This is a genomic window from Saccharospirillum alexandrii, from assembly GCF_004000275.1.
GTDB classification, from domain to species: Bacteria; Pseudomonadota; Gammaproteobacteria; order Pseudomonadales; family Natronospirillaceae; genus Saccharospirillum; species Saccharospirillum alexandrii.
The window spans coordinates 315,922-337,362 of record NZ_RCIP01000005.1 but is presented as its reverse complement, the minus strand read 5'-3'; the positions used below and the strand labels follow the sequence as shown (position 1 = coordinate 337,362).

Below are 21,441 nucleotides of genomic sequence, written 5' to 3'. Positions count from 1 at the left end.
CTTCCCGTCACCGCTGTGCGGCGAGGGAGGCGTATAATAGTCTTTTCTGAGAGAGGGTCAAGAGGTGTTTTAAAAAAACTGCCGAAGACTGGCAGGCCGCACTTACCAGAGCGCTGAACTTAGGCTCTGGCCGCCCTCGTTTTGCCGGAAGATACCGAAGCTCTGGCTGAATATCTGGCCCAGACTCGCTCACCCAGCAAGACCAGTGTCAGCAGTGTGTAGATCCAGGCTTCCAGCGAGGACACCCGCGATTGCATCCAGAAGTGGATAACAGCGAGGATCACGACGGCGTAAATTACCCGGTGCAGTCGTTTCCAATTCTTTTTCAGCTTGCGAACCATAGCTTTAGGCGATGTCACAGCCAGCGCCAGCAGCCCTGCCCAGCCAATCATCCCAAGATAAATGAAGGGCCGCTTGCTGACATCATCCCAGAAAGTCGCCAGATCAAGCTCGATCCAGCCTATGACATAGGTGCCCAGGTGCAGGGTGGCATAGAAAAAAGTGAACAACCCCAGCATCCGTCGATAACGGACCAGGTTGGGCAAAGGTGTACGCCGGCGCAGTGTGGAACAGGCAAGCGTCACCAGTAACATCCAGAGCGCCCAGCGCCCCATTTCCTGCAGTACTACTTCAAGTGCATCCACACCCAACGCCCGGGAGTCCAGTACAAACAACCCCCAATACCAGGCAGCTGGGGCCAACGCGGAAACAAACAATAACCACCAGAACCAACTTTGCCGGAGGTCAATGCCCTTCATTAAAAGAACGTCCTCAAATCCATTCCCTCATAAAGAGAGGCCACTTCATCATACCCATTGAACATTCGAGTCGGTATGCGCTCGACATCGCCGTTAGCACCGATACGGCGCTCACTGGCCTGACTCCAACGGGGGTGATCCACTTCCGGATTCACATTAGCGTAAAATCCGTACTCATTTTCGGCCGACAGATTCCAGGTAGTAGGTGGCATCTCTCTGACAAAAGAGATCCGCGAGATCGACTTGATGCTTTTAAAACCATACTTCCAGGGTAACAACAACCGAATAGGTGCCCCATTCTGGTTTGGCAACGGCTCGCCATACATACCTACGGCCAGGAAAGCCAGACGCTGCATGGCTTCATCCATACGCAGGCCTTCAACATAGGGGTAGTCGATGAATGAAAAACGACTGCGCTGACCGCGCATTTCTTCCGGACGATGGACTGTCTCGAACGCCACATAACGGGCATCGCTGGTGGGTTCAAATTGCTGCAGCACCTTACCCAGTTCGACACCGATCCAGGGAATCACCATTGACCAGGCTTCCACACAGCGCAACCGGTAAATACGCTCTTCGGTCGCGGTTGAACCGGACAAGATGGCTTCAAGATCAAACGTTCCGGGGTTGGAGCATTCCCCATCTACCGTTATTTCCCAGGGGTAAGGGTTAAAATTGTCGGCATACTTGGCCGGGTCGCCTTTGCCAGTCCCAAATTCATAGAAATTGTTGTAAGAGGTCGCATCAGCCCGATCCGTCATGCCTTCATCGGTAGTAACGCTGCGAAACACCGTTTGATCCACCTTTTGGTCAAGCCAGTGGGGCGCACTCTGGTCTTCTGCAAACACACGTGGAACAGCACCGGCCAGAGCCAGCCCACCGGCCGCTTGAATGATATGTCGGCGGTTCAGGTAGGCCGATTGGGGCGTTACGTCATTTTCGGTTAAGTCCGAAGCCTGTTTAATTAGCATACATCGCATCCTGTTCGATTTGTTCGTAGCTACTTACGATTACGGAATCAGGCGCTGACTGGTTTCACACTGGCGAGGTGGGCTCTTTCTAAAGTCCAGCAACAAAGCAGCACGCTGCTTTAACTTTGGCACAACTGATCTGCCGTGGCAGCGCCTTTACATCCTTTTTATAGGGACAGCGCTGCCAACTGAGGCAGATCAGTCGTCGCCAGACTCTACTTTCCGGGCGTTCTTATATAGGCGTAAGCGGCGCCAGACTTCAAACACCGGCCCCGAGAGGGCGTAGGTCACGGCGAAAGCCAGCAGAACCGGGCCCGGATCCAGGGCGATTACGGCAATCACCATGATTGACAACAACAGCACCACAAAGGGCACCCGGCCCTTGTCACTGAGGTCTTTGAAAGAGTAATAACGAATGGGGCTGACCATCATGGCGCCTATGAGCGGCACGATAATCACCATCAACCAGGCAACCGACTCACCCTCGACCCCTTTTTGACCCAGCGCCCACACCATGGCCCACAACACACCAGCACCCGCTGGACTGGCCAGGCCAACAAAGAACTTCTTGTCGACGGTGTTGATCTGAGTATTGAACCGCGCCAGACGCAAGGCTGCCCCGGCAACGAAGATAAAGGCGGCGACCCAGCCCAGGTTACTCAGGCTGTGCAGAGACCACTGATAAACCAGAATGGCCGGTGCCACGCCAAACGCCAGATTGTCGGACATGGAATCATACTGGGCCCCAAATTCACTTTGCGTATGCGTCATGCGGGCTACCCGCCCGTCCATACCATCGAGAATCTGAGCAACAAAAATGGCCATGGCAGCGCGCACAAAACTCCCGTTCATCGACAACACGATGGAATAAAATCCCGCAAACAAGGCGGCCGTTGTCAGCAAATTGGGCAAAAGATAAATGCCACGACGGTGGCTCGGGTGTTGCTGTACCGGCAATTGATCATTCTCCGTCGTTTTTTCTTCTGTGGAACTCATAGAGCCCCCCTTTTTTTGATTTGGCCCGAGCCAACGTTGACCCGGGCAAGCATGAACTGATGTTCCGGGGGCGTCAGTCCCCGGTAATGTCGACCGCGGTCTGCCAGAAGGCACTGACCAGCGGGTCCTGCAGACGCCGATTGAGGACACAGACCCCGACGTCAAAAGGCTCGAGCACCGTATCTGTCTTGATTCGCTCTATTTTATCTTTCATCGGGCTGTTCTCAATCACCAGCCCGGGCACTACTCCGATCCCGAAGCCAAGCCCCACCATACTGACGATGGCTTCATTGCCCGCCACCTGAGCGTAGATGTTGGGCTTGATCGAATGCGCCCGAAACCAATGATCAAGACGCTTTCGCGCCAGCCCATATTCGGACACCACAAAGGGAATCTGTCCCCAGGGGATAGGCGTTTCCTGCATCAGGCTGCGCACCGGACAGTCGATCACCGGCGCAATAAAGTCCAGCGGTGTCTCGACGATGGATGCGAACATCAACGGATTGGGCAGATGATCTGGTCTGGGCGCGACCGCAACGTCGGTCTCATCGTCCATCACCTTCTGCACAGCCTGGGCGGCATCGCCGGTTTCCAGTATTACTTCAATGTTGGGGAAGCGTTTGCGAAACTCGGTCAGCACCTCCAGCATGAACGAATAACTGGCGGTTACAGAGCAATAGAGCCGCACCTGGCCGCGCAGTTCATCCGGGTCGTTCTGCAGCTTGTGTCTGAGCTCTTGCCAGTGGGCCAGCGTGGATTCGGCGAATTCACGAAACAGCCGCCCGGCCTGAGTCAAAACAACCGTCCGATTATCCCGTTCAAACAGCGTAGCACCCAGTTCATCTTCGAGCCGGGCGATGCTCCGACTCAGTGTGGACGGACTGACATGCATGGCTTCGGACGTTTTGCCGTAATGCAGTGTTTGAGACAGGTGCAAGAACTGCTTGAGCGCTCGCAGATCCATAGTAATCGACTCCTCTGACCGGCCCCCGATTATGCCATGCCCCCGGTAATATTGCAGCAAACGCAATACAAACCCGGGGTTGTGCAATTTTATGGAAGCTGTATGAGCCGTTTACCCTGCCTCGCTAATCGATTGGATTGCGAGCCAGAAAGGCTGGCGAAAACCACCGCTCCGGTATGTCTACTTCGGTCACGCCCTGGTAATGGATGTGAGTCACTTCATCGCCAATAACCTCGTCGGTTAGGGTCATACGCGACACGGTCAGTTCACCACCCGCCTCATCAAGCTCAAAAGCGGCTGTTTTGGCCAGCTTTCCAGAAGTCAGATAGAAGCGGGCGCTCAAGGGCGCATAGTCATCGGCACGCACCTGCAACTCGACACGCTGATAACTCAGGCCAACACGGGCCGCCTCCAGTGTCAGCCACAATGTTTCCTGCTCAGATTGCCGGTTCACAATGCGGTAGTCCTCCTGCCAGCGTAACGAGGCGATGTCGCCTATCGAGGCCTCACCCAGCATTTTCTGCATGGGGGTAATGCGTATGGGCCGCTGACTGGCGGGCAGAAACAGCCAGAACTGATCATCCAGCATCAGTACCTTCTGCCCCGCTTCCCGGCCACTTCGGGCTAATGCCAATGACCGCCGACCAGCCCCCACATACACCTCAAAAGCACTGGAACGGAGCAATTCACCCGCCTCCCACACTTCAATCAGGCTCTCAACCCGGACATCGCCCTGGCGAGTTCGTGCCTGATCGAGCACCGCCAGTTCCGGTGACGGCTCAGCCCGAAGCCCGCCCAGGACGAACAGCAATAAAATACACAACCACAAGTCCTGTTTACGCATAATTCAGTGCCTCCACTATGGGTTTGCGAACACCCCGGAACGTGGCCACGCCACTGGCAAGGACAGCCAATACCACGACAATGGCCGAGCTGACCAGGGCCATTTCGGCAGACCAGTAAACCTGCAACGGGTAACCTTCGGTTTGACCCGGTGGCGGTGGCATTTGTACCTCAAAAACCATCAGTCCCAGCGACAGCAACCCGGACAACACCAGCCCAACCAGACTACCAAGCAGCCCGATCAGTCCGGCTTCCATCAAGAACAAGCGCAGAATCTCGCCTCGTCGAGTCCCCATCGCAGCCAGTGCTCCAATTTCACGGGTGCGTTCCATCACACTCATAGAAGCGGTGTTGAAGACGGCAAAACCAACCATGGCCAGAATAACCAGGCCCATCACACCAAAAATGCGGTTATAGAGGTTACGTACGCTGGTGTAGAAAAAAGCCCGTTCGTGCCAGGCCGTTATTCCCAAGTGCGGATACTGCTCCTTCAGGCTGCTATAGAAGGCATCCGCTTGCGCACTGTCATTGAGATAAACGCCCAGACGAGTGATCCGATCACTGTTCAGCAGGCGCTGTGCATCGGTGATGCGGGTCATGACCAGACGACTGTCCAGCTCGGGGACGCCTGTGGACACAATGCCCCGCACGGTTACATCAATAGCATTGAGCGCACCATCCACTGTAGTGCTCATCAGCGTCAGCCCTTCGCCCACGCTCACCTTCAAATTATTGGCCAGGCTTCTACCGATCAGTGCCTGTGCGCCGGTATCTGAATGGGTGACACCAAACAACCGGCCTGCATCCAGGCGCATGGAAGGGCCGCGCACCTGAAACAATTCAGGCTCAACCCCTTCGCCAACAAAGATGGTGGATTTATCACCGTTGGTGATCAGCCCACTGAATTCGACCGTCGCCAGGGTGTTACGCACCCGCCGGTCCTGCCGCAGCGCCTGCTCCAGGCTATCGGCGTTGTCGAGCCCGAAGTGCAACGGGTAATCTTCCTGCGTTTGATAAAATGCCGGGTGTGTCAAAATCACATGGCCTTTGTCGCGCATGGCAAACTCGCGCAAAGAGTCGTAGGTAAAAAGCGCAAACCCGCTGGTGGCCATGATGCCAGTGACACCGATCGCGGTGAGCAACAGCGTCGCCAGCGTGCGGCGGCGGTTGCGACCCAGATTGCTCCAGGCCAGTAAAAACCACTTCATACCCTTTCCTCCCTGACAGGTATTGGCGGGCGGGATTCACTCTGCAAACGACCCTGATGCAAGCGAATCAGCCGGTCACACCAGCGCGACAGCCGGATGTCGTGGGTCGCGACCAAAACCGTGGTATTAAATTCACGGCTGAGCGTCCGCAGCAAGTCAACAACGGTCAGGGCGGTTTCCTCATCGAGGCTGGCGGTCGGTTCGTCGGCGATGATCAGCTCGGGCCGTTTCGCCAGTGCCCGTGCTATGGCCACACGCTGGCGCTGGCCGCCAGAGAGATGCGCGGGTCGTTTGTCCAGCAAAGCGCCGATTCCCACGGCGTTGGCCAGTGCGGTAACGCGCTCGGCCTGCTCCTGTCGGGACAACCCCAGCAGCATGAGCGGATAGGCGATATTGTCACGTGCGCTCATCACCGGAATCAGATTGAACTCCTGAAACACGAAGCCAACGGTCCGGCGGCGCAAGTCGGTCAGAGCCACACCGGACAGCCCGGTCAACGCGCGGTCGTGCCAATACACATGCCCGCTGTCCGGCTGATCAATCAGGCCACAGATATTCAGCAAAGTGGTCTTGCCGCAACCAGATGGTCCAACCAGCCCCACAAACTCACCGGCCTGCAGCGACAAGTCGACACCCGAGAGCACCTTCTGGTCCGTCTCTCCCACGCGGTAGCTTTTGGACACCTTGTCCACCGTCATCAGGGTCATGTCACTCTCCCGCTGCTGCCAGCGCATCGCGCGCCGCAGCGGTATAATCATTATCCACCGGAAGGTCGGCCAGGCGCTGTAGCAGCAAGATCTGGCGTTCAGGCTCGTCAGCCTGGCGGGCAGCCCGGGCGGCGTAAAAATGAATGTGGCTATGGCGTTGTGCAGGCACCTTGTCCAGTAACGGGCTCTGGCTGGCGTCAAGCAACAGCTGATACCCCTGCTCAAAGCGGCCGAAGAAGTCCGGAACCTGAGTGAAGGTAATGCCTGCCAACGCCTTAACCTGAAGACTGACTGGCAAGCCATCGAACATCTGCTCATCGTGTTCGGGGCCCAGCCATTGCTGCGCAGTACCCATAGCGGCCAAGCCGTCTTCGGTCAGACTCATCTTATTCCAGGGCATCCAGGCGTCGCGCCCCTGCAAGGTCTGGCTGCTGCCCAGTAGAACCAGTATTAACGGGTCGCCGGGATGCGCTTCAAGCAGTGCCTCAAATGCCTCAACGGCGTCATCGACGGCGCCTTTATCGCCTTCGGTTGCTGCCAGGTATTGCTGGTATGCCCGGGTCAGTTCCGGGTTGGTGTGGTCAACCTCGGCAAAGGCCGCTGATGCCCAGCTAATGCTGACCAGAATAATCAGAATAAATTGCCGCATGTCGTCGCTCCGTTAAGAATTCGACGTCACTCTAGCAAGTTGAAAGCGCACGAATGGGCGTTTTCGATAAATGGTTCTGCTGCAGAATGAGCGGTAGCGGGTGCTATCAAATGGCGGGACATGGATTACATTTGCTTGAACCGGTCCGAAAACCGGCGGCTGACAATGAGCGGGTTACGGCCACTTTTCATATGAACTTTCAGCTGCCCGGAAAAGGTTCGTTCAACCCGATCTATACAGGCGACCTGCACCAGAGTCGAACGATGGATACGCCAGAATTGCTGGTTATCCAGTTCGGCTTCCAGCTGTTTGAGCGACTTGCGAATCAGATATTCGCCGTCTGCGGTCACCACGGTGGTGTATTTGTCTTCTGCCAGGAAATACAAAACGGATTCAACATCGATAACGTAGATATCCTCACCCCGGTGAGCGTTCAGCCAGCGCAACGGGCCATTGCCCGCCTCGCCAGCCGACAACAGTCGTTTTAGATCGGCCAGATCGACCTGAGCCGTCGCTGGGCGCTCAAGCCGCTGCAGTATGCGATCCCGGGTGCGCTCAAGTCGTGTTTCGTCGATGGGTTTGAGCAAATAGTCGACCGCTTCGCGCTCGAACGCCTCAACGGCGTACTCGTCATAGGCTGTCAGAAAGACCACAGCACAGTCCCGGGTAAGGCCCGCCTGCTGCATACGCTCGGCAACCTCCAGGCCCGTCAGCCCCGGCATTTTGATGTCCAGGAAAACCACCTGGGGCCGAACGGTCTCGATCAGTTGCCAGGCTTCTTCGCCCGTTGCCGCCATGGCGACGATGTCCAGGTCTGACCAGAGATCGCTCAGAATCCGGTTGAGGTGATAGCGCAGAACGGGTTCATCGTCGGCGATGAGTGCGGTCAGTTCAGCCATGAGTTCCATCGTCCGTCGGGTTTTGGAGAGGCCTAATTGACACCTCGCCGCCTGTATTAACTGGCACCATCAAATGCGCCTCCGTTCCACCAGAAACGCTGGCTTTCAGCGTCAGTGCAGCCCGACCTTCATAGAGCAGGCGCAGCCGCTCGCGAATGTTACTGAGCCCGACTCCCTCACCGTTTGAAACCGGAGCATTGCCCAAGCCCAACCCGGTATCAGCCACAGTAATATGCAACGCTTCGCCTTCCAACCGCACGCTTACCTGCACCTCGCCGCCGGACGTGCTGGGTTCAATACCGTGTATAACGGCATTTTCCACCAGTGGCTGAATCATCAGCGGCGGCAACGGCAGGTCGCCCAAAGCGTCTGGCGCATCTACGTCAAATGACAGTCGACTGCCCATGCGAATCGCCTGAATGGCCAAGTAACTGCGAATCAGAGCCAACTCATCGGCTAGCCGGGTGGTGTCCTGACGGGTCCGGCGCAAGCTAACCCGCAGCATGGTCGTCAGCTCACCAATCAGCCGCTTCGCCGCCGCGCTGTCCTGATCTATCAGACCTTGCACATTGGCCAGTGTATTGAACAGGAAGTGCGGTTCAATCTGGCCTTGCATCAGCTTCAACTGGCTTAGCAGCAAATCCTTGTCTTTCTGCGAGGCAACCAGTTGCTGCTCAGTCACTTCTCGCCCTAAACGCTGAACCCGATAGGTGGAGTAGAAAAAGTAGAAGACAATAAGACTGAAAACAGCCGATATTGCCAGGTTCCCAAGCATCATCGCCCAGTGTTCTCGAAAATCGATCTGAAACGGGTTACCGAACACAACAGACATCATATTAACCATGCCAATCGCAACCCCGATGACCATGCCCAGGCTGTTACGAAACAGGTCCGTCCGATCCGGCCAGGCCAGGTGAGCCAGGTTAATTGTCACCACACAGGACACGCCAAACCCGAGTGAGATCCTCAGGTTTATCCAATAACTGGCGCCGTTCATCAGCGCCGTCAGCCAGGCGATCAGTGCACAGGCGACCAGCGTGATGCCCACACCAAACACCCATTCAAGCAACGAGCTGTCGGCAAAGCTGTGTTGATACATACCCGGAAACTTTTTCATGGTGCCAATACCCAGTTAACGCCCAATGTGTAGCAGTCGCCCCGCCCAATTTGACCCAGCATGCCCGAGGCAGGCGTCGTCTGCCAGCCCAGCGTCAGCGCTGCGCTTTGCGTCCAGGCGTAGGTCAGTTCAAGCTCTGTCAATGCCGTTGGCTCCCCGGCCCAGAGCCCGATCAGGGCTCCGGTCAGGTCCCAGTCGTTCCAGTTTTGCGTCAGGCGGACCAGTGAGCGGTGCGCCGTCAGCGGCTCGCCCTGCCAAGCAGATGCCAACGCACCATCAGCCTCTGCTTCCAGATCCTGCCGTACCTGTGACCAGTCATCCGCTGGCAGTGCCCGGGTATCCAGATGATGTTCGAGCAATAGCTGCCAGCCACCCTGGCCGCTGGTGCTGGCGCCAACCAGTATATTCCAGGCGGATTCGTGCTCTGTTAAGAGTCGGCCATTCCGATAGCTTCGCTGCAGCGCCGCTTCATACCAGGTCAGCGACCCATGATACTCCCAGCGTTGACCGGGAACCCAGGATGCACCGGCACCCAACTGCCAGCCCGCCTCGTAACCCGCCGCCACCTGCCAGTCCACGGCACCGGAAAACCCCTGGGTTCGCACCAGACAAAGCTCCTGCTGATTCTCCAGGCGCAGCGTACAGACCGCCTGGTCGGTACTGATACCCCGAAACTGTTGCACCGACACCAGCGGCTCTGCCAGAAATTCCGAGCGTCCATCCGCAGGCCCCACCCAGTTGAGCGGGTTGGCCAGAAAGCCGTAATCCCAGTGCAGATGTTTTTGCCCCAGCGTCACCTCATAGTCGCCCAGCCCGGTATCGTAATACGCCTGCCTGACTGTCCACTCCGGTTCTGATGGTCCAGAATTTTCTGGCTCGAAGCGTACATCCAGTCCCGCACCGGCATCTGCTAGCGACAGATCATAGCGTTGTGTCCAGGCGAAAGGGCGGGCATCGATCAATGCCAGAGGCGCCGATACAGTGTCCTGCCTGCTCGCCTCCCACTCGGCATCCAGCCGCCAGTCAAGCGCCCAAACCACAGGACTGGTTAGCATCAGCAGACAACCACCAGTGACCGTGGTTTGACATGTCTTTGGCTTCGGCATCTAAAACACCTGATTAAAACTGACAAAGAACTGAACATCGCCTTCAGCAGACATACCCAGGTCTGCGCGCACCTTCATCTCGCCATCGGGAGGCAACCCGAATCGCAAACCACCGCCTACACTCGAGGGCGTTTCCGCATGATCACCGTCTTGTATCCAACCGGTTTCGGCAAAGGCGACACCCGATACCCAGCCGAGCAGCGGGAACCGGGCTTCGGCCTGGGCGGCCATGCTCGAGTCGCCAACAAACCGCCGGGCAACATACCCACGCAACTGCTCGTCGCCACCGAGGGCGGCATCAAATACCTCACCATCGGTGGCATGGCCGTCAAAACGCAGCGCCACAACCGAGGCACCGGCAAGAGGAATGTAGCGACGAAGGTCCAATCCGCCACGCCAACCTGTCTGGTCCAGCCGCTTGCTGTGTAAGACATCCGGCTGAACATCGGCAGCAAGCACCGCATAGGTGCCCCGCCGAGGGTTGATTCCGGCATCCCGGCTATCCCAACGCAGCCCCAGACCCGGGTAGGCGTTCGCGTCGTCACCATCGCGTTCGTGTAACCGACCAGCAACCGACAGACGTCCCAGCACCGACAGCGGACCGCTGATCGTCCGACTCATTTCGTTGTCCAGCGACAGACGCCAGCGATCGAAACGCTGATAATCCGAGGTGCCATCGGGAAATTCATAGTCAAAGAAGTTATCCACCGACAGCGCCAGTGAATGATCCCATTCGGGCCAGAGATGGGGCTGACGCCGGCGAGTCTGCAAACTGAACTGCCCCCCAACCGTCCCCTGTATAAAAACGTCCTGGTAGACGGGACGCTCCAGTTCTGCTCCAGGGGCCGGATACCGGAACCATGCGGCGCCCAGGACAGTGCCATAAACCGGGCCATACCCGATGATTGGTGATACGGCGTTGCTATAGGCTTCACTTCCGGAAGGTTTCGCCGGTTCCGCTTTAAGACCGGCACAGCTCAATACCAGGCCCAGCAACAGGGTCGTTCTTTTCAACGTCACGGATTCGCTCCACAGGCTATGTTGACCGCCAGACTACTGGTGCGACTTGATGACGAGTCTCTGGTACGACAAACGGTTTTACCCGGTAGCAAGCGGTCTCTGTTTAGGCTGAGCGGCAGGGCCCTGGGAGTCGGCCATTATTCCCTTTTTAGCAACACCTGATTGCCAACAATTCATTTCCAGCAACATTCCCACTTCTGTACACTCCCTTGCAACGGTGGATAAACCACCTTCAGCGTTTACAGGACACAGCATGAGCAATTACTTCAACACCCTGAATCTTCGCCAGCAGTTAGCCCAACTGGGTAAGTGCCGGTTCATGGAAAAATCTGAATTCGCCAATGAGTGCGACGTGCTCAAGGGCAAGAAAGTGGTCATCGTCGGTTGCGGTGCCCAGGGTTTGAACCAGGGCCTGAACATGCGTGACTCGGGTCTGGATGTTTCCTATGCCCTGCGCCAGGCCGCCATTGATGAAAAACGCCAGTCGTGGAAAAACGCCAGCGAAAACGGTTTTCAGGTCGACTCCTATGAAAACCTGATTCCCCAGGCAGACCTGGTGGTCAACCTGACGCCGGACAAACAGCACAGCAACGTCGTTGAGACCGTCATGCCGTTGATGAAAAAAGGCGCGACCCTCGGCTACTCACACGGCTTCAACATCGTCGAAGTCGGCCAGAAAATTCGTGATGACATCACCGTCGTGATGGTTGCCCCGAAATGCCCGGGTACCGAAGTGCGTGAAGAGTACAAGCGCGGCTTTGGTGTACCGACGCTGATCGCCGTTCACCCGGAAAACGACCCGAAAGGCGAAGGCTTTGAAATCGCCAAGGCCTGGGCTGCGGCCACCGGTGGTCACCGTGCCGGCGTACTGGAGAGTTCTTTTGTAGCGGAAGTGAAGTCCGACCTGATGGGCGAGCAAACCATCCTGTGCGGCATGCTGCAGGCTGGCTCGCTGCTGTGCTTCGACAAGATGGTCGCCGAAGGCGTCGACAAAACCTACGCCAGCAAGCTGGTTCAGTACGGCTGGGAAACCGTAACCGAAGCCCTCAAGCACGGTGGCATCACCACCATGATGGACCGCCTGAGCAACCCGGCCAAAGTTCGCGCCTACCAATTGTCGGAAGAGCTCAAGGAGCTGATGCGCCCCTTGTTCCAGAAGCACCAGGACGACATCATCAGCGGCCACTTCAGCGACACCATGATGGCCGACTGGGCCAATGACGACAAAGACCTGTTCGGCTGGCGTGAAGCCACCGGCAAAACGGCCTTCGAACAAACGCCGGTGTCTGCCAATGATCTGGACGAACAGGAATACTTTGATAACGGCATTCTGATGGTCGCTATGGTCAAGGCCGGCGTTGAACTGGCGTTCGAGACCATGGTCGAAAGCGGCATCATCGAAGAAAGCGCCTATTACGAATCGCTGCACGAACTGCCGCTGATCGCAAACACCATTGCGCGCAAGAAGCTGTATGAAATGAACGTGGTGATCAGTGACACCGCTGAATACGGCAACTATTTGTTCGCCAACGCGGCCGTTCCTTTGCTGGCCGAACATTTCATGCCGAAAGTCGGTACCGATGTCATCGGAAAAGGCCTGGGCGCTGTATCCGGCCAGGTTGATAACATTGAGCTGATCAAGGTAAACACCGCCATTCGCAACCACCCCATTGAGTGGATTGGCGAAGAACTGCGCGGTTACATGACTGACATGAAGCGTCTCGTCGAAGCCTGATGGCAGACGAGACCTTAACCGGTCTCAGTGAGGTCCCCAAAAGGGAGTGAGCATTGGCCCGCCGATCCGGCGGGCTTTTTTTTGCCTGTCAGGAAGGGTCCGACCCGGCCTCCAGCAAACGGGTATTCATCCGTTCAATGTGCTTGGCCATGGTTTCCAGTGTTGAGAGGACGAGTTCAGGGCGAGAGGCAATCAAATGCTGAAATTTGTCGTAATCGACCCGGACCGCGCTGCAATTCCCCTCGGCAATGACCGAGGCGGTGCGGGTTGAGTGCAGCAACATGGCCTGCAACCCGAGAATTTCGCCTTCCCGCGCAACACCCAACTGCACGCCTTCACGCATGACCCGGGCACGCCCTTCGATCAGGGTGAACACACAATCGGCCGGTTCACCCTCGCGAATGATGACATCACCGGATTTGAAGAACTCGAACCCGGGCGCCGGATCCTGAGGCATCTTCGAATTGTGCAGCGCCAGCTTCAGGGCTGCATCGTTGAAGCCACCGACCAGGGTGGGTACATCGATCGCTTCAATGCTGGACCAGTGCCAGATATCGAGCGTTACCGCCCCTTCCTGAAACCATTCGAGCACCTCGCCAACCTGGCCGCACCAGCAGTCGTCGGTCTCCAGCGCAAACAGGCGCGTACCCTCGGCCGACAATCCGATAACGCCTTCTACTGGTTTAATCAGTGCCCAGCTTGACGTATCGGCTTTGGAAAGCGTGCCACGGCTGAACGAACGGGTCTCGTCCGGTTGCGTAGGCATGCGTTTCAGGCTGTGTACCTGATGGGCCTGAGTATGGGTTATCCAGCTTTCCGGGTGTTGCACCAGTGTAAACATTGCGCCTCTCTGTTCTCGACATCCGACCTCATCAGGATCGGAACTTGCTCAATCGAGCATTTCATCGGCTCGCAGTACCGACTGACAATACGCATCCTGCAACTGCATGGCCTCATCCGACTCCAGCAAGCCCCGGGGCAAGGCATCCCAGCGAGAGTGGCTGTAATCGACAGCGATTCCCAGAATGGTGCCCAGTGGCCCCTCTCGCCGTGTCAGTGCAGCGCGCACTTCTTCGGTGAAGGGTAGCTGCTCGACGATCTGGTGCATCGGGCGGTCGAGCCAGGCGTCCAACACCGATAGCAAGCCAACGGTAAACCCTGCCTGTGCCGTCAAACCGGGCCGCTCGGTGGCCAGGTGCTCGCAAAAGAACGCCCGGGTCAGCGCTTCACGCTGCAGTTCACCGGGTTTGTCCGATAACTGGCCCATGTTGATCAGGGTCACCCAGCTGCGAATGCGGTCTAGCCCCAGCATCATGACGGCCTGGTGCAGGGATTCAATGGCCTGCGCCCGGCGATAAAACGCCGAATTCACCAGCTGCAACAACTTATAGGATAGAACAGTATCGCGCTGAACGTGCTTGTAGATCGCGTTGATGTCCACATCAGACCGGTATAAATCGGCCAGGAGCATCAGCATGCCCATTCTGTCCGGGTCTACCTGCTGACCGCGAATGGTCTCAGGCTGGCAAAAGAAGTAGCCCTGAAAATAATCAAACCCCTGATCGCGGCAAGTCTGGTACATGGCATGGTCTTCAATTTTTTCCGCCACCAGGGTGATGTCGTGTTGTCTCAATCGGTCCAGCAAAGGTTGTATGGCCTCTGGCGGGGTGGCGAGCACATCGATTTTCACCATGTCGACCAAGTCGATCAGCTCTGGCCGGTAGTCCCGGCCCTCGAAATCATCGAGCACCAGCTTGAAGCCCCGGTCCTTTAACCCCTGAAGCAGTGGCACCAGGTCGTCATCAGCGTGGTAATCTTCAAGGACCTCAATGTACATGGTGTCGCGCAGAATATCCGGCAAGGCATTGAGCATGGTTTTGGTGACATTCACCAGGCCCGGCTTGTTGTTCAGGGTCTTGAAGGTGTCTGAATGGGTATAGGCATTGAGCATAACGGTTCTGGTGGCCAGATCACCATCACTGAAATCTGCCTGTACGGCGGTGCCTTGTCGAAACAGCAGCTCATAGGCAAATACCTGCTGAGTGCTGTCGAAGATGGGTTGGCGGGCAAATAAAACGACGTCGTGCAATCGCTTACCTCTGTGGCGTATGTTATTAGCAATTAGCTAAAACCCGGAATGTGACGATAACGTACAACATTCAGTGCACCGTGCATCCAAAACCCGCTATCACTCGTTCTAAGAGTCTGTCGGACTTAGGGGGTTGAAGCGAGGGAGTGGGACGTCGTCCCGCTTCCGCAGCCAATTCATCCTAAATCCGACAGATTCCTGGAGGTTATAATGATTCAGATTGGCATGAATTGCGACCCTGAGTGGTTATGCGACACCATCGCCTGGATCATCGCCGCGCTGCTGGCACTTCTGGCGATTGGGCTGGTCCGTATCACTCTGCGCGAACGCCGCAAAAGCTCCAAAAAATACCGGATCAAACCCCGCAACCGACGCGCCAACCGAGACAATCGCTGAGGTGCACTCACGCTCTGGCTGTGCACGCAGATGGTTCATTCTGGCTGGGCTTCCAGTGGCGAAGTGAGTTTGGCACTGCCTGAATAAAACAAAAAAGGCGGGACAAGCCCGCCTGTTCAGTCCGGTTGAGGACAGGGTTACAGACTCAGCGTCTTGTCGCCCCGCGCCAGGCCGGATACTCCGGTGCGCACAACCTCCATGATGGTCGCGCCACTGAGCGCGTCCATGAAGGCGTTCACCTTTTCTTCGTTACCAGTTACCTGGATGGTGTAGGTTGTCGGTGTCACATCGATGATCTGCCCGCGAAAAATATCACAGGTACGCTTCACTTCCTCGCGCTGGGCACCGGTGGCCCGAACCTTGACCATCATCAGCTCGCGCTCGATGTGTGAGCCTTCGGTCAGGTCAACCAGCTTGACCACCTCGATCAACTTGTTCAGATGCTTGGTGATCTGCTCGACCACCCGATCTTCACCTTTGGTGACCAGTGTCAGCCGCGACAACGTCTGATCATCGGTTGGGGCCACGTTCAGACTCTCGATGTTGTAGCCGCGCTGGGCGAACAAGCCAACAACCCGGGCCAGTGCACCGGCTTCGTTTTCCATCAGTACTGAAATAATGTGCCGCATGATCAGGTCCTCTCCGTCTTGCTCAAGAACATGTCGGCCATAGAGCCGCCAGGAACCGCCATCGGATAGACGTGCTCATCCGGATCGATCTGAACATCAATGAACACGACTTTATCGGTAATCGCCATGGCTTCGGTCAGTTTGGCTTCCAATTCATCGGGCGATTCAATGCGAATCCCGGCGTGACCATAAGCTTCGGCCAGCGCGACAAAATCGGGCAGCGAATCGACATAGGAGTTCGAGTAGCGGGATTCGTAATTCATGTCCTGCCACTGCCGAACCATGCCGAGATAACCGTTATTCAGACACAGTACCTTAACCGGCAACTGGTATTGCTTGCAGGTCGCCAGTTCCTGGATGTTCATCTGAATCGACCCTTCACCGGTCACACAGACTACCGCCGCATCGGGGTAGTTCAGCTGCACGCCCATCGCCGCCGGCAAGCCAAAGCCCATGGTGCCGAGGCCACCGGAGTTGATCCAGCGATTGGGCTTGTTGTACTTGTAGTACTGGGCCGCAAACATCTGGTGCTGGCCAACATCGGAGCAGATGTAGGCATCGCCGTTGGTGACCTTGCACAACGTTTCGATCACGTGCTGTGGCTTCATTTTTTCAGAATCGTCGCTGCGGTAGCGGCCACCGTGACGCTGACGCCATTCCTCGATCTGCTCCCACCACAACCCCAGGGCGTCATTATCGACCTTGAGTTTGGATTGCTCGATCTGCTCCAGCATTTCCTTCAGCACTGGCTTAACGGGCCCGACAATCGGAATGTCCGCCTGAATGATCTTGGAGATGGACGCCGGATCGATATCGATATGAATGATGGTCGCATCCGGGCAGAACTTGGCCGGGTTATTGGTCACCCGGTCGTCAAAACGCGCGCCAATGGCCAGAATCAGGTCGGCATTGTGCATGGTCATGTTGGCTTCATAGGAGCCGTGCATGCCCAGCATGCCGATGAACTGACGATCGGTACCCGGAAAGGCACCCAGCCCCATCAACGTATTAGTAACCGGGTAGTTCAGCTGGTGCGCCAGCTGTGTCAGCTCTTTGCTGGCCTTGCCCAGAATCACGCCACCGCCACTGTAGATAATCGGCCGTTTGGCCTGCAGCAGGGCATTGACCGCCTTGCGAATCTGACCGCTGTGCCCTTTCTTGACCGGGTTGTAGGAGCGCATCTTGATGCGATCCGGGTATTCGTACGGGAACTTCTCGTTGGGCATCGTCATGTCTTTCGGAATGTCGATGACCACCGGGCCCGGTCGGCCGCTCTCGGCGATGTAGAACGCCTTTTTGACAATGGTCGGAATGTCCGCCGGGTCGCGTACCGAGATGTTGTGCTTAACGATGGGCCGAGAAAGCCCCATCATGTCGGTTTCCTGGAAGGCATCGTCGCCGATCAGGTGACTCATCACCTGGCCGGTAATGACCACCATCGGAATCGAATCCATGTAGGCCGTTGCAATGCCGGTGATGGCATTGGTCGCGCCGGGGCCTGACGTAACCAGCACCACGCCCGCCTTGCCACTGGCACGCGCATAGGCATCGGCCATGTGCGTAGCCGCCTGTTCGTGGCGCACCAGAATGTGTTTTACATCGGATTGGTTGTGAATGGCGTCATAGATGTGCAATACGGCCCCGCCCGGGTACCCGTAAATGAATTCAACGCCCTGGTCTTTTAACGATCGGATCAGCATTTCGCCGCCGGACAGCATTTCCGGCTCATGCGCAGCTTGTGTCATGGTAAGCACCTTCGCTATGACTCAAGAACGCCGCTCTTCCCGAAGTTGGAGCGATCTTCAGCGCGTATTCAAGCAAGGCCGCCGGTAAGCGACTTTGCCAATACAGCCGACCGGTCGAGGGCGAACCTGCGACTCCGACGCCGACACTGCTGCTTGAATCGGGTTTTATTGGAACCGGGGGACGATCAGAAGCCATCCGCGCCGGTTCCGGCAGTGTACCTTGGTTGCTGCACTGACGAAAGTCATCTGACCCAGCTAAATCAGGCCTTTTCTGTCTGCCCCAACGCCGGGCTGCGCTCGGCATAACGCTGACGCAACACCTTGGCGGCCGACACCATGGCCTCCAGTGCCGGGGTTACTTCCTCCCAGCGCCGGGTTTTCAGGCCGCAATCCGGGTTCACCCAGAGTTGCTGTGCCGGAATGACCTTGGCGGCCTGTTCGAGCAGATCGATGATCTGTTCGACACTCGGCGTGTTGGGCGAGTGAATGTCGTACACACCCGGGCCAATGTCATTCGGGTAGTCAAACGCCTTGAAGGCTTCCAGCAGGCGCATGTCGGACCGTGACGTTTCGATGGTGATCACATCCGCATCCATCTGGGCGATGGACCCCAGAATGTCATTGAACTGCGAATAACACATGTGGGTGTGAATCTGGGTGTCGCTGGCGGCACCACTTGCGGTCAGACGAAAGGCACCCACGGCCCAGTCGAGATACGTCTGCCAGTGACGGCGGCGCAATGGCAAGCCTTCACGCAGCGCCGCCTCGTCGATCTGAATAATGCCAATGCCGGCGGCTTCCAGATCCAGCACTTCATCGCGCAGTGCCAGCGCCAACTGCAAGGCGGTGTCGGAACGCGGCTGGTCATCGCGCACGAATGACCAGTTCAGAATGGTCACCGGGCCGGTCAGCATGCCTTTCATCGGCTTGTCGGTTTGGGCAGCAGCATACTGCGCCCAGCGCACCGTCATAGGTGCCGGGCGCTGCACATCACCGAACAGTACCGGCGGTTTGACGCAGCGCGAACCGTACGATTGCACCCAGCCGAAGCGGGTGAAGGCAAAGCCATCCAGTTGCTCGCCAAAGTATTCGACCATGTCGTTACGTTCGGCTTCCCCGTGCACCAGCACATCCAGCCCCAGGGCTTCCTGGGCGCGCACGGTGTCCTGAATCTCGGTTTCAATGCGCTGTTCGTATTCCGCCTGCGACAACTCACCCCGGCGATAATCCCTACGTGTCTGGCGAATCGACGGGGTTTGCGGAAATGACCCGATGGTTGTGGTTGGAAACAGGGGTAATGGCAGTTTTTCTTGCTGGGCTGCCCGGCGTTTGCTGAACGGTTCGGCACGGGCGGACGTCAACGCCGTGAGTTTGGCCAGCCGGTCGCGCACTTCTACCACCTTCAAGCGGGACGACTGCCGACGTTGCTGAACCGCATCGGCCGAAGACCGCAATGCCGTTAACGTCGGTTCATCGGGTGACGTGGCCAGGCCCCGCTTGAGCAACACAACTTCGTCCAGCTTCTGCACCGCAAAACTCAGCCAACTGTGCAGTTCGTCGTCCAGTTCCGTCTCCTGCGCCAGATCAACAGGTACGTGCAGCAGCGACGACGACGGCGCTACCCAGAGGCGGTCGCCCAGCTTGGCATGAGCGGTTTTCAGCGTTTGTAACGCCTGGTCCAGGTCGGTTCGCCAGATATTGCGACCGCTGACCAGACCCAGCGACAGCACCTTGTGGCCCGGCAACCAGTCCACTACCTGAGACACCTCGTGCGGCGCACTGACAGCATCAATGTGAATGCCCGCAACCGGCAGATTGCAGGTGAGGGTAACGTTGTCTTCCAGCGCACCAAAATAGGTGGCCAGCAGCAGATTGACCGGTGCTGATTTCAGCCGGTGATAGGCCTGTTCAAAGGCCGCCTTCCACGCTTGAGGCAGGTCCAGCACCAGCGCGGGTTCATCGATCTGAACCCAATCGACACCCTGGTCTGCCAGCCGATTCAGAATCGTCGCATAGGTATCCAGCAATCCGTCCAGCAGCGTTAGCCGATCAAAGTCGTCACCGGCTGGTTTGGCCAGCCACAGCCAGGTCAGTGGCCCCAGAATAACGGGTTTAACCTTGTGCCCCGCCGCTTGCGCTTCATCGACCTGATCGAACAGGGCGCGGGTACTGACCGAAAACGACTGGTCCGCCCGGACTTCCGGTTCCAGATAGTGATAGTTGGTATCGAACCACTTGGTCATGGTGCAGGCGGCGGCTGGCTTGCCGGAAGGCGCCCGGCCACGGGCCATGCGGAAATAGGTGTCGAGATCGACCTGATCGCCTGTGGGGCCAAAACGCTCGGGCACCACTCCCAACAGCGCTGACGTATCCAGTACCTGATCGTAGAAGGAGAAATCGCCCACCGTGACGGCATCGAGCCCGGCATCGGCCTGCAATTGCCAGTGGTGATGACGCAGGGTACGACCAACGGCCAGCAAGGCTGCCTGGTCCTGATCGCCCGCCCAGTAGGCTTCGAGTGCGAATTTAAGTTCCCGTTGTGCGCCGATGCGCGGGAATCCCAGCGTGTGTGCGACAGTCATGACAAATCCCTAATTGACGGTTGATTCAATGAGGGCAGAGTGTGACCATGTCGCAATTTCAAGTCTATCTCATAGTTTTCACGAATTTATCAAATAGGATTCATATGTTTCTTGAGCGGCGCCATCTGCATAGCCTGAAGACCATCGCCAGTTGCGGCAACCTCGCCCGGGCTGCCGAGCAACTGCACATTACCCAGTCGGCCCTTTCGCACCAGTTAAAAAGTCTGGAGCATCATTTCGATGTCTCACTGTTCATGCGCCATACCCGGCCCATTCGGTTAACCCCGGCAGGTTACAAGCTGGTGCAACTGGCGGATCAGGTGTTGCCACGCATGGCGGATGTGGAGGAGGAACTGAGCCGGCTGGCCAGTGGTGAGGCAGGAAGACTGTTCATCGCCATCGAGTGCCACGCCTGTTACGACTGGCTGATGCCGGTGCTGGAACGGTTCAAGAAAGCCTGGCCACTGGTCGATATCGACATTCGTCTCGGCCTGAGTTTCGACTCAATTACGGCTTTGCGTGAGGGCGAGCTGGACCTGGTGATCTCATCGGACCCGGTAGAAGCCAGCGACCTGGAATTCCGGCCCCTGTTTAACTACGAAGGCCGTCTGGTCATGGCCGAAGACCACCCTCTGGCTCAAAAAACCTGGATTGCCCCGGAAGACCTGAGAACCGAGCAACTGATTACCTACCCGGTTTCCCGCGACCGGCTCGACCTGTTCAAACACTTCCTGAGCCCGGCGGGCATTGAACCCAAATCGATTCGCCAGTCTGAACTGACGGCGGTGATTCTGCTGCTGGTGGCCAGTGGCAGGGGCCTCTCAGCCCTGCCCGACTGGGTGCTGCACTATTCGCAGCAACCGACGACCTCACTGACCTCAAGGCCGCTGGGGGAGCAGGGCCTGCACGGCACCCTCTACGCCGCCATCCGCAGCGCCGAGGGCGACAGCCCCTATCTGAACAGCTTTGTTGACCTGGCCGGGCAATTTGGGCCGGGGTCGTTTAAAAAGACCGACTAACCCGGACG

20 protein-coding genes are annotated in these 21,441 nt (G+C 57.2%); 3 read left to right on the top strand and 17 right to left on the bottom strand.

What is annotated here, in order from left to right; genetic code table 11:
• Positions 1–119: 119 nt before the first annotated feature.
• The 12 genes from EP166_RS19170 to EP166_RS19115 form a co-directional block, all read right to left on the bottom strand.
• Positions 120–758, bottom strand: a complete 639-nt coding sequence (locus EP166_RS19170; RefSeq protein WP_127560086.1) for a protein-methionine-sulfoxide reductase heme-binding subunit MsrQ — start codon at positions 756–758, stop codon at positions 120–122.
• Positions 758–1,729, bottom strand: a complete 972-nt coding sequence (gene msrP / locus EP166_RS19165; protein WP_127560084.1) for a protein-methionine-sulfoxide reductase catalytic subunit MsrP — start codon at positions 1,727–1,729, stop codon at positions 758–760. The genes EP166_RS19170 and msrP overlap by 1 nt, the downstream gene beginning before the upstream one ends.
• A gap of 198 nt (positions 1,730–1,927) precedes the next feature.
• A complete protein-coding gene (pssA, locus tag EP166_RS19160) occupies positions 1,928–2,725 on the bottom strand; it encodes a CDP-diacylglycerol--serine O-phosphatidyltransferase (protein ID WP_127560082.1) in 798 nt (265 codons plus the stop codon).
• Positions 2,726–2,798: 73 nt separating this feature from the next.
• Positions 2,799–3,689 (bottom strand): HTH-type transcriptional activator IlvY, encoded by an 891-nt coding sequence (gene ilvY / locus EP166_RS19155; protein WP_127560080.1) that lies wholly within the window; start codon positions 3,687–3,689, stop codon positions 2,799–2,801.
• A gap of 124 nt (positions 3,690–3,813) precedes the next feature.
• On the bottom strand, positions 3,814–4,533 hold the full coding sequence (locus EP166_RS19150; protein WP_127560078.1) for an outer membrane lipoprotein-sorting protein: 720 nt from the start codon (positions 4,531–4,533) through the stop codon (positions 3,814–3,816).
• Positions 4,526–5,740: an ABC transporter permease gene (locus tag EP166_RS19145; protein ID WP_127560076.1), complete on the bottom strand. Its 1,215-nt coding sequence runs from the start codon at positions 5,738–5,740 to the stop codon at positions 4,526–4,528. The genes EP166_RS19150 and EP166_RS19145 overlap by 8 nt, the downstream gene beginning before the upstream one ends.
• Entirely contained in the window at positions 5,737–6,447 is a 711-nt protein-coding gene (locus tag EP166_RS19140) for an ABC transporter ATP-binding protein (protein WP_220432639.1), read from the bottom strand. Before EP166_RS19140 ends, EP166_RS19145 begins: the two co-directional genes overlap by 4 nt.
• Position 6,448: 1 nt before the next feature.
• Positions 6,449–7,096, bottom strand: coding sequence for a hypothetical protein (locus tag EP166_RS19135; protein WP_127560074.1), 648 nt, complete (start codon positions 7,094–7,096; stop codon positions 6,449–6,451).
• Between the two features lie 125 nt (positions 7,097–7,221).
• Positions 7,222–7,995 (bottom strand): LytR/AlgR family response regulator transcription factor, encoded by a 774-nt coding sequence (locus EP166_RS19130; protein WP_220432638.1) that lies wholly within the window; start codon positions 7,993–7,995, stop codon positions 7,222–7,224.
• Complete coding sequence (locus EP166_RS19125; protein WP_127560072.1) at positions 7,988–9,112, bottom strand: sensor histidine kinase; 1,125 nt, start codon at positions 9,110–9,112, stop codon at positions 7,988–7,990. Before EP166_RS19125 ends, EP166_RS19130 begins: the two co-directional genes overlap by 8 nt.
• On the bottom strand, positions 9,109–10,167 hold the full coding sequence (locus EP166_RS19120) for a hypothetical protein (protein WP_127560070.1): 1,059 nt from the start codon (positions 10,165–10,167) through the stop codon (positions 9,109–9,111). Before EP166_RS19120 ends, EP166_RS19125 begins: the two co-directional genes overlap by 4 nt.
• Positions 10,168–10,218: 51 nt before the next feature.
• Positions 10,219–11,238: a BamA/TamA family outer membrane protein gene (locus EP166_RS19115; RefSeq protein WP_127560068.1), complete on the bottom strand. Its 1,020-nt coding sequence runs from the start codon at positions 11,236–11,238 to the stop codon at positions 10,219–10,221.
• A 253-nt stretch (positions 11,239–11,491) separates the two neighbouring features.
• Between EP166_RS19115 and ilvC the strand changes: the two genes are divergently transcribed.
• Positions 11,492–12,973, top strand: a complete 1,482-nt coding sequence (ilvC, locus tag EP166_RS19110) for a ketol-acid reductoisomerase (protein WP_127560066.1) — start codon at positions 11,492–11,494, stop codon at positions 12,971–12,973.
• Positions 12,974–13,061: 88 nt separating this feature from the next.
• Here the strand turns inward: ilvC and EP166_RS19105 are convergent, their stop codons facing one another.
• A complete protein-coding gene (locus tag EP166_RS19105) occupies positions 13,062–13,814 on the bottom strand; it encodes a Crp/Fnr family transcriptional regulator (protein ID WP_127560064.1) in 753 nt (250 codons plus the stop codon).
• 48 nt (positions 13,815–13,862) lie between these two features.
• Entirely contained in the window at positions 13,863–15,062 is a 1,200-nt protein-coding gene (locus EP166_RS19100) for an EAL and HDOD domain-containing protein (protein WP_127560062.1), read from the bottom strand.
• A gap of 210 nt (positions 15,063–15,272) precedes the next feature.
• Here EP166_RS19100 and EP166_RS19095 point away from each other — a divergent pair, with 210 nt between their 5' ends.
• The gene (locus tag EP166_RS19095) at positions 15,273–15,458 is read left to right on the top strand and encodes a hypothetical protein (protein ID WP_127560060.1); all 186 of its coding nucleotides are present in this window, start codon (positions 15,273–15,275) and stop codon (positions 15,456–15,458) included.
• Between the two features lie 137 nt (positions 15,459–15,595).
• Here the strand turns inward: EP166_RS19095 and ilvN are convergent, their stop codons facing one another.
• The 3 genes from ilvN to metE all read right to left on the bottom strand — a co-directional run bounded on the left by ilvN (position 15,596) and on the right by metE (position 20,414).
• Positions 15,596–16,087, bottom strand: coding sequence for an acetolactate synthase small subunit (gene ilvN / locus EP166_RS19090; RefSeq protein WP_127560058.1), 492 nt, complete (start codon positions 16,085–16,087; stop codon positions 15,596–15,598).
• A gap of 2 nt (positions 16,088–16,089) precedes the next feature.
• Positions 16,090–17,832, bottom strand: coding sequence for an acetolactate synthase 3 large subunit (locus tag EP166_RS19085; protein ID WP_127560056.1), 1,743 nt, complete (start codon positions 17,830–17,832; stop codon positions 16,090–16,092).
• 260 nt (positions 17,833–18,092) lie between these two features.
• Positions 18,093–20,414 (bottom strand): 5-methyltetrahydropteroyltriglutamate--homocysteine S-methyltransferase, encoded by a 2,322-nt coding sequence (gene metE, locus EP166_RS19080; RefSeq protein WP_127560054.1) that lies wholly within the window; start codon positions 20,412–20,414, stop codon positions 18,093–18,095.
• 104 nt (positions 20,415–20,518) lie between these two features.
• Between metE and EP166_RS19075 the strand changes: the two genes are divergently transcribed.
• Positions 20,519–21,433, top strand: a complete 915-nt coding sequence (locus EP166_RS19075; protein ID WP_127560052.1) for a LysR family transcriptional regulator — start codon at positions 20,519–20,521, stop codon at positions 21,431–21,433.
• Positions 21,434–21,441: the final 8 nt, after the last annotated feature.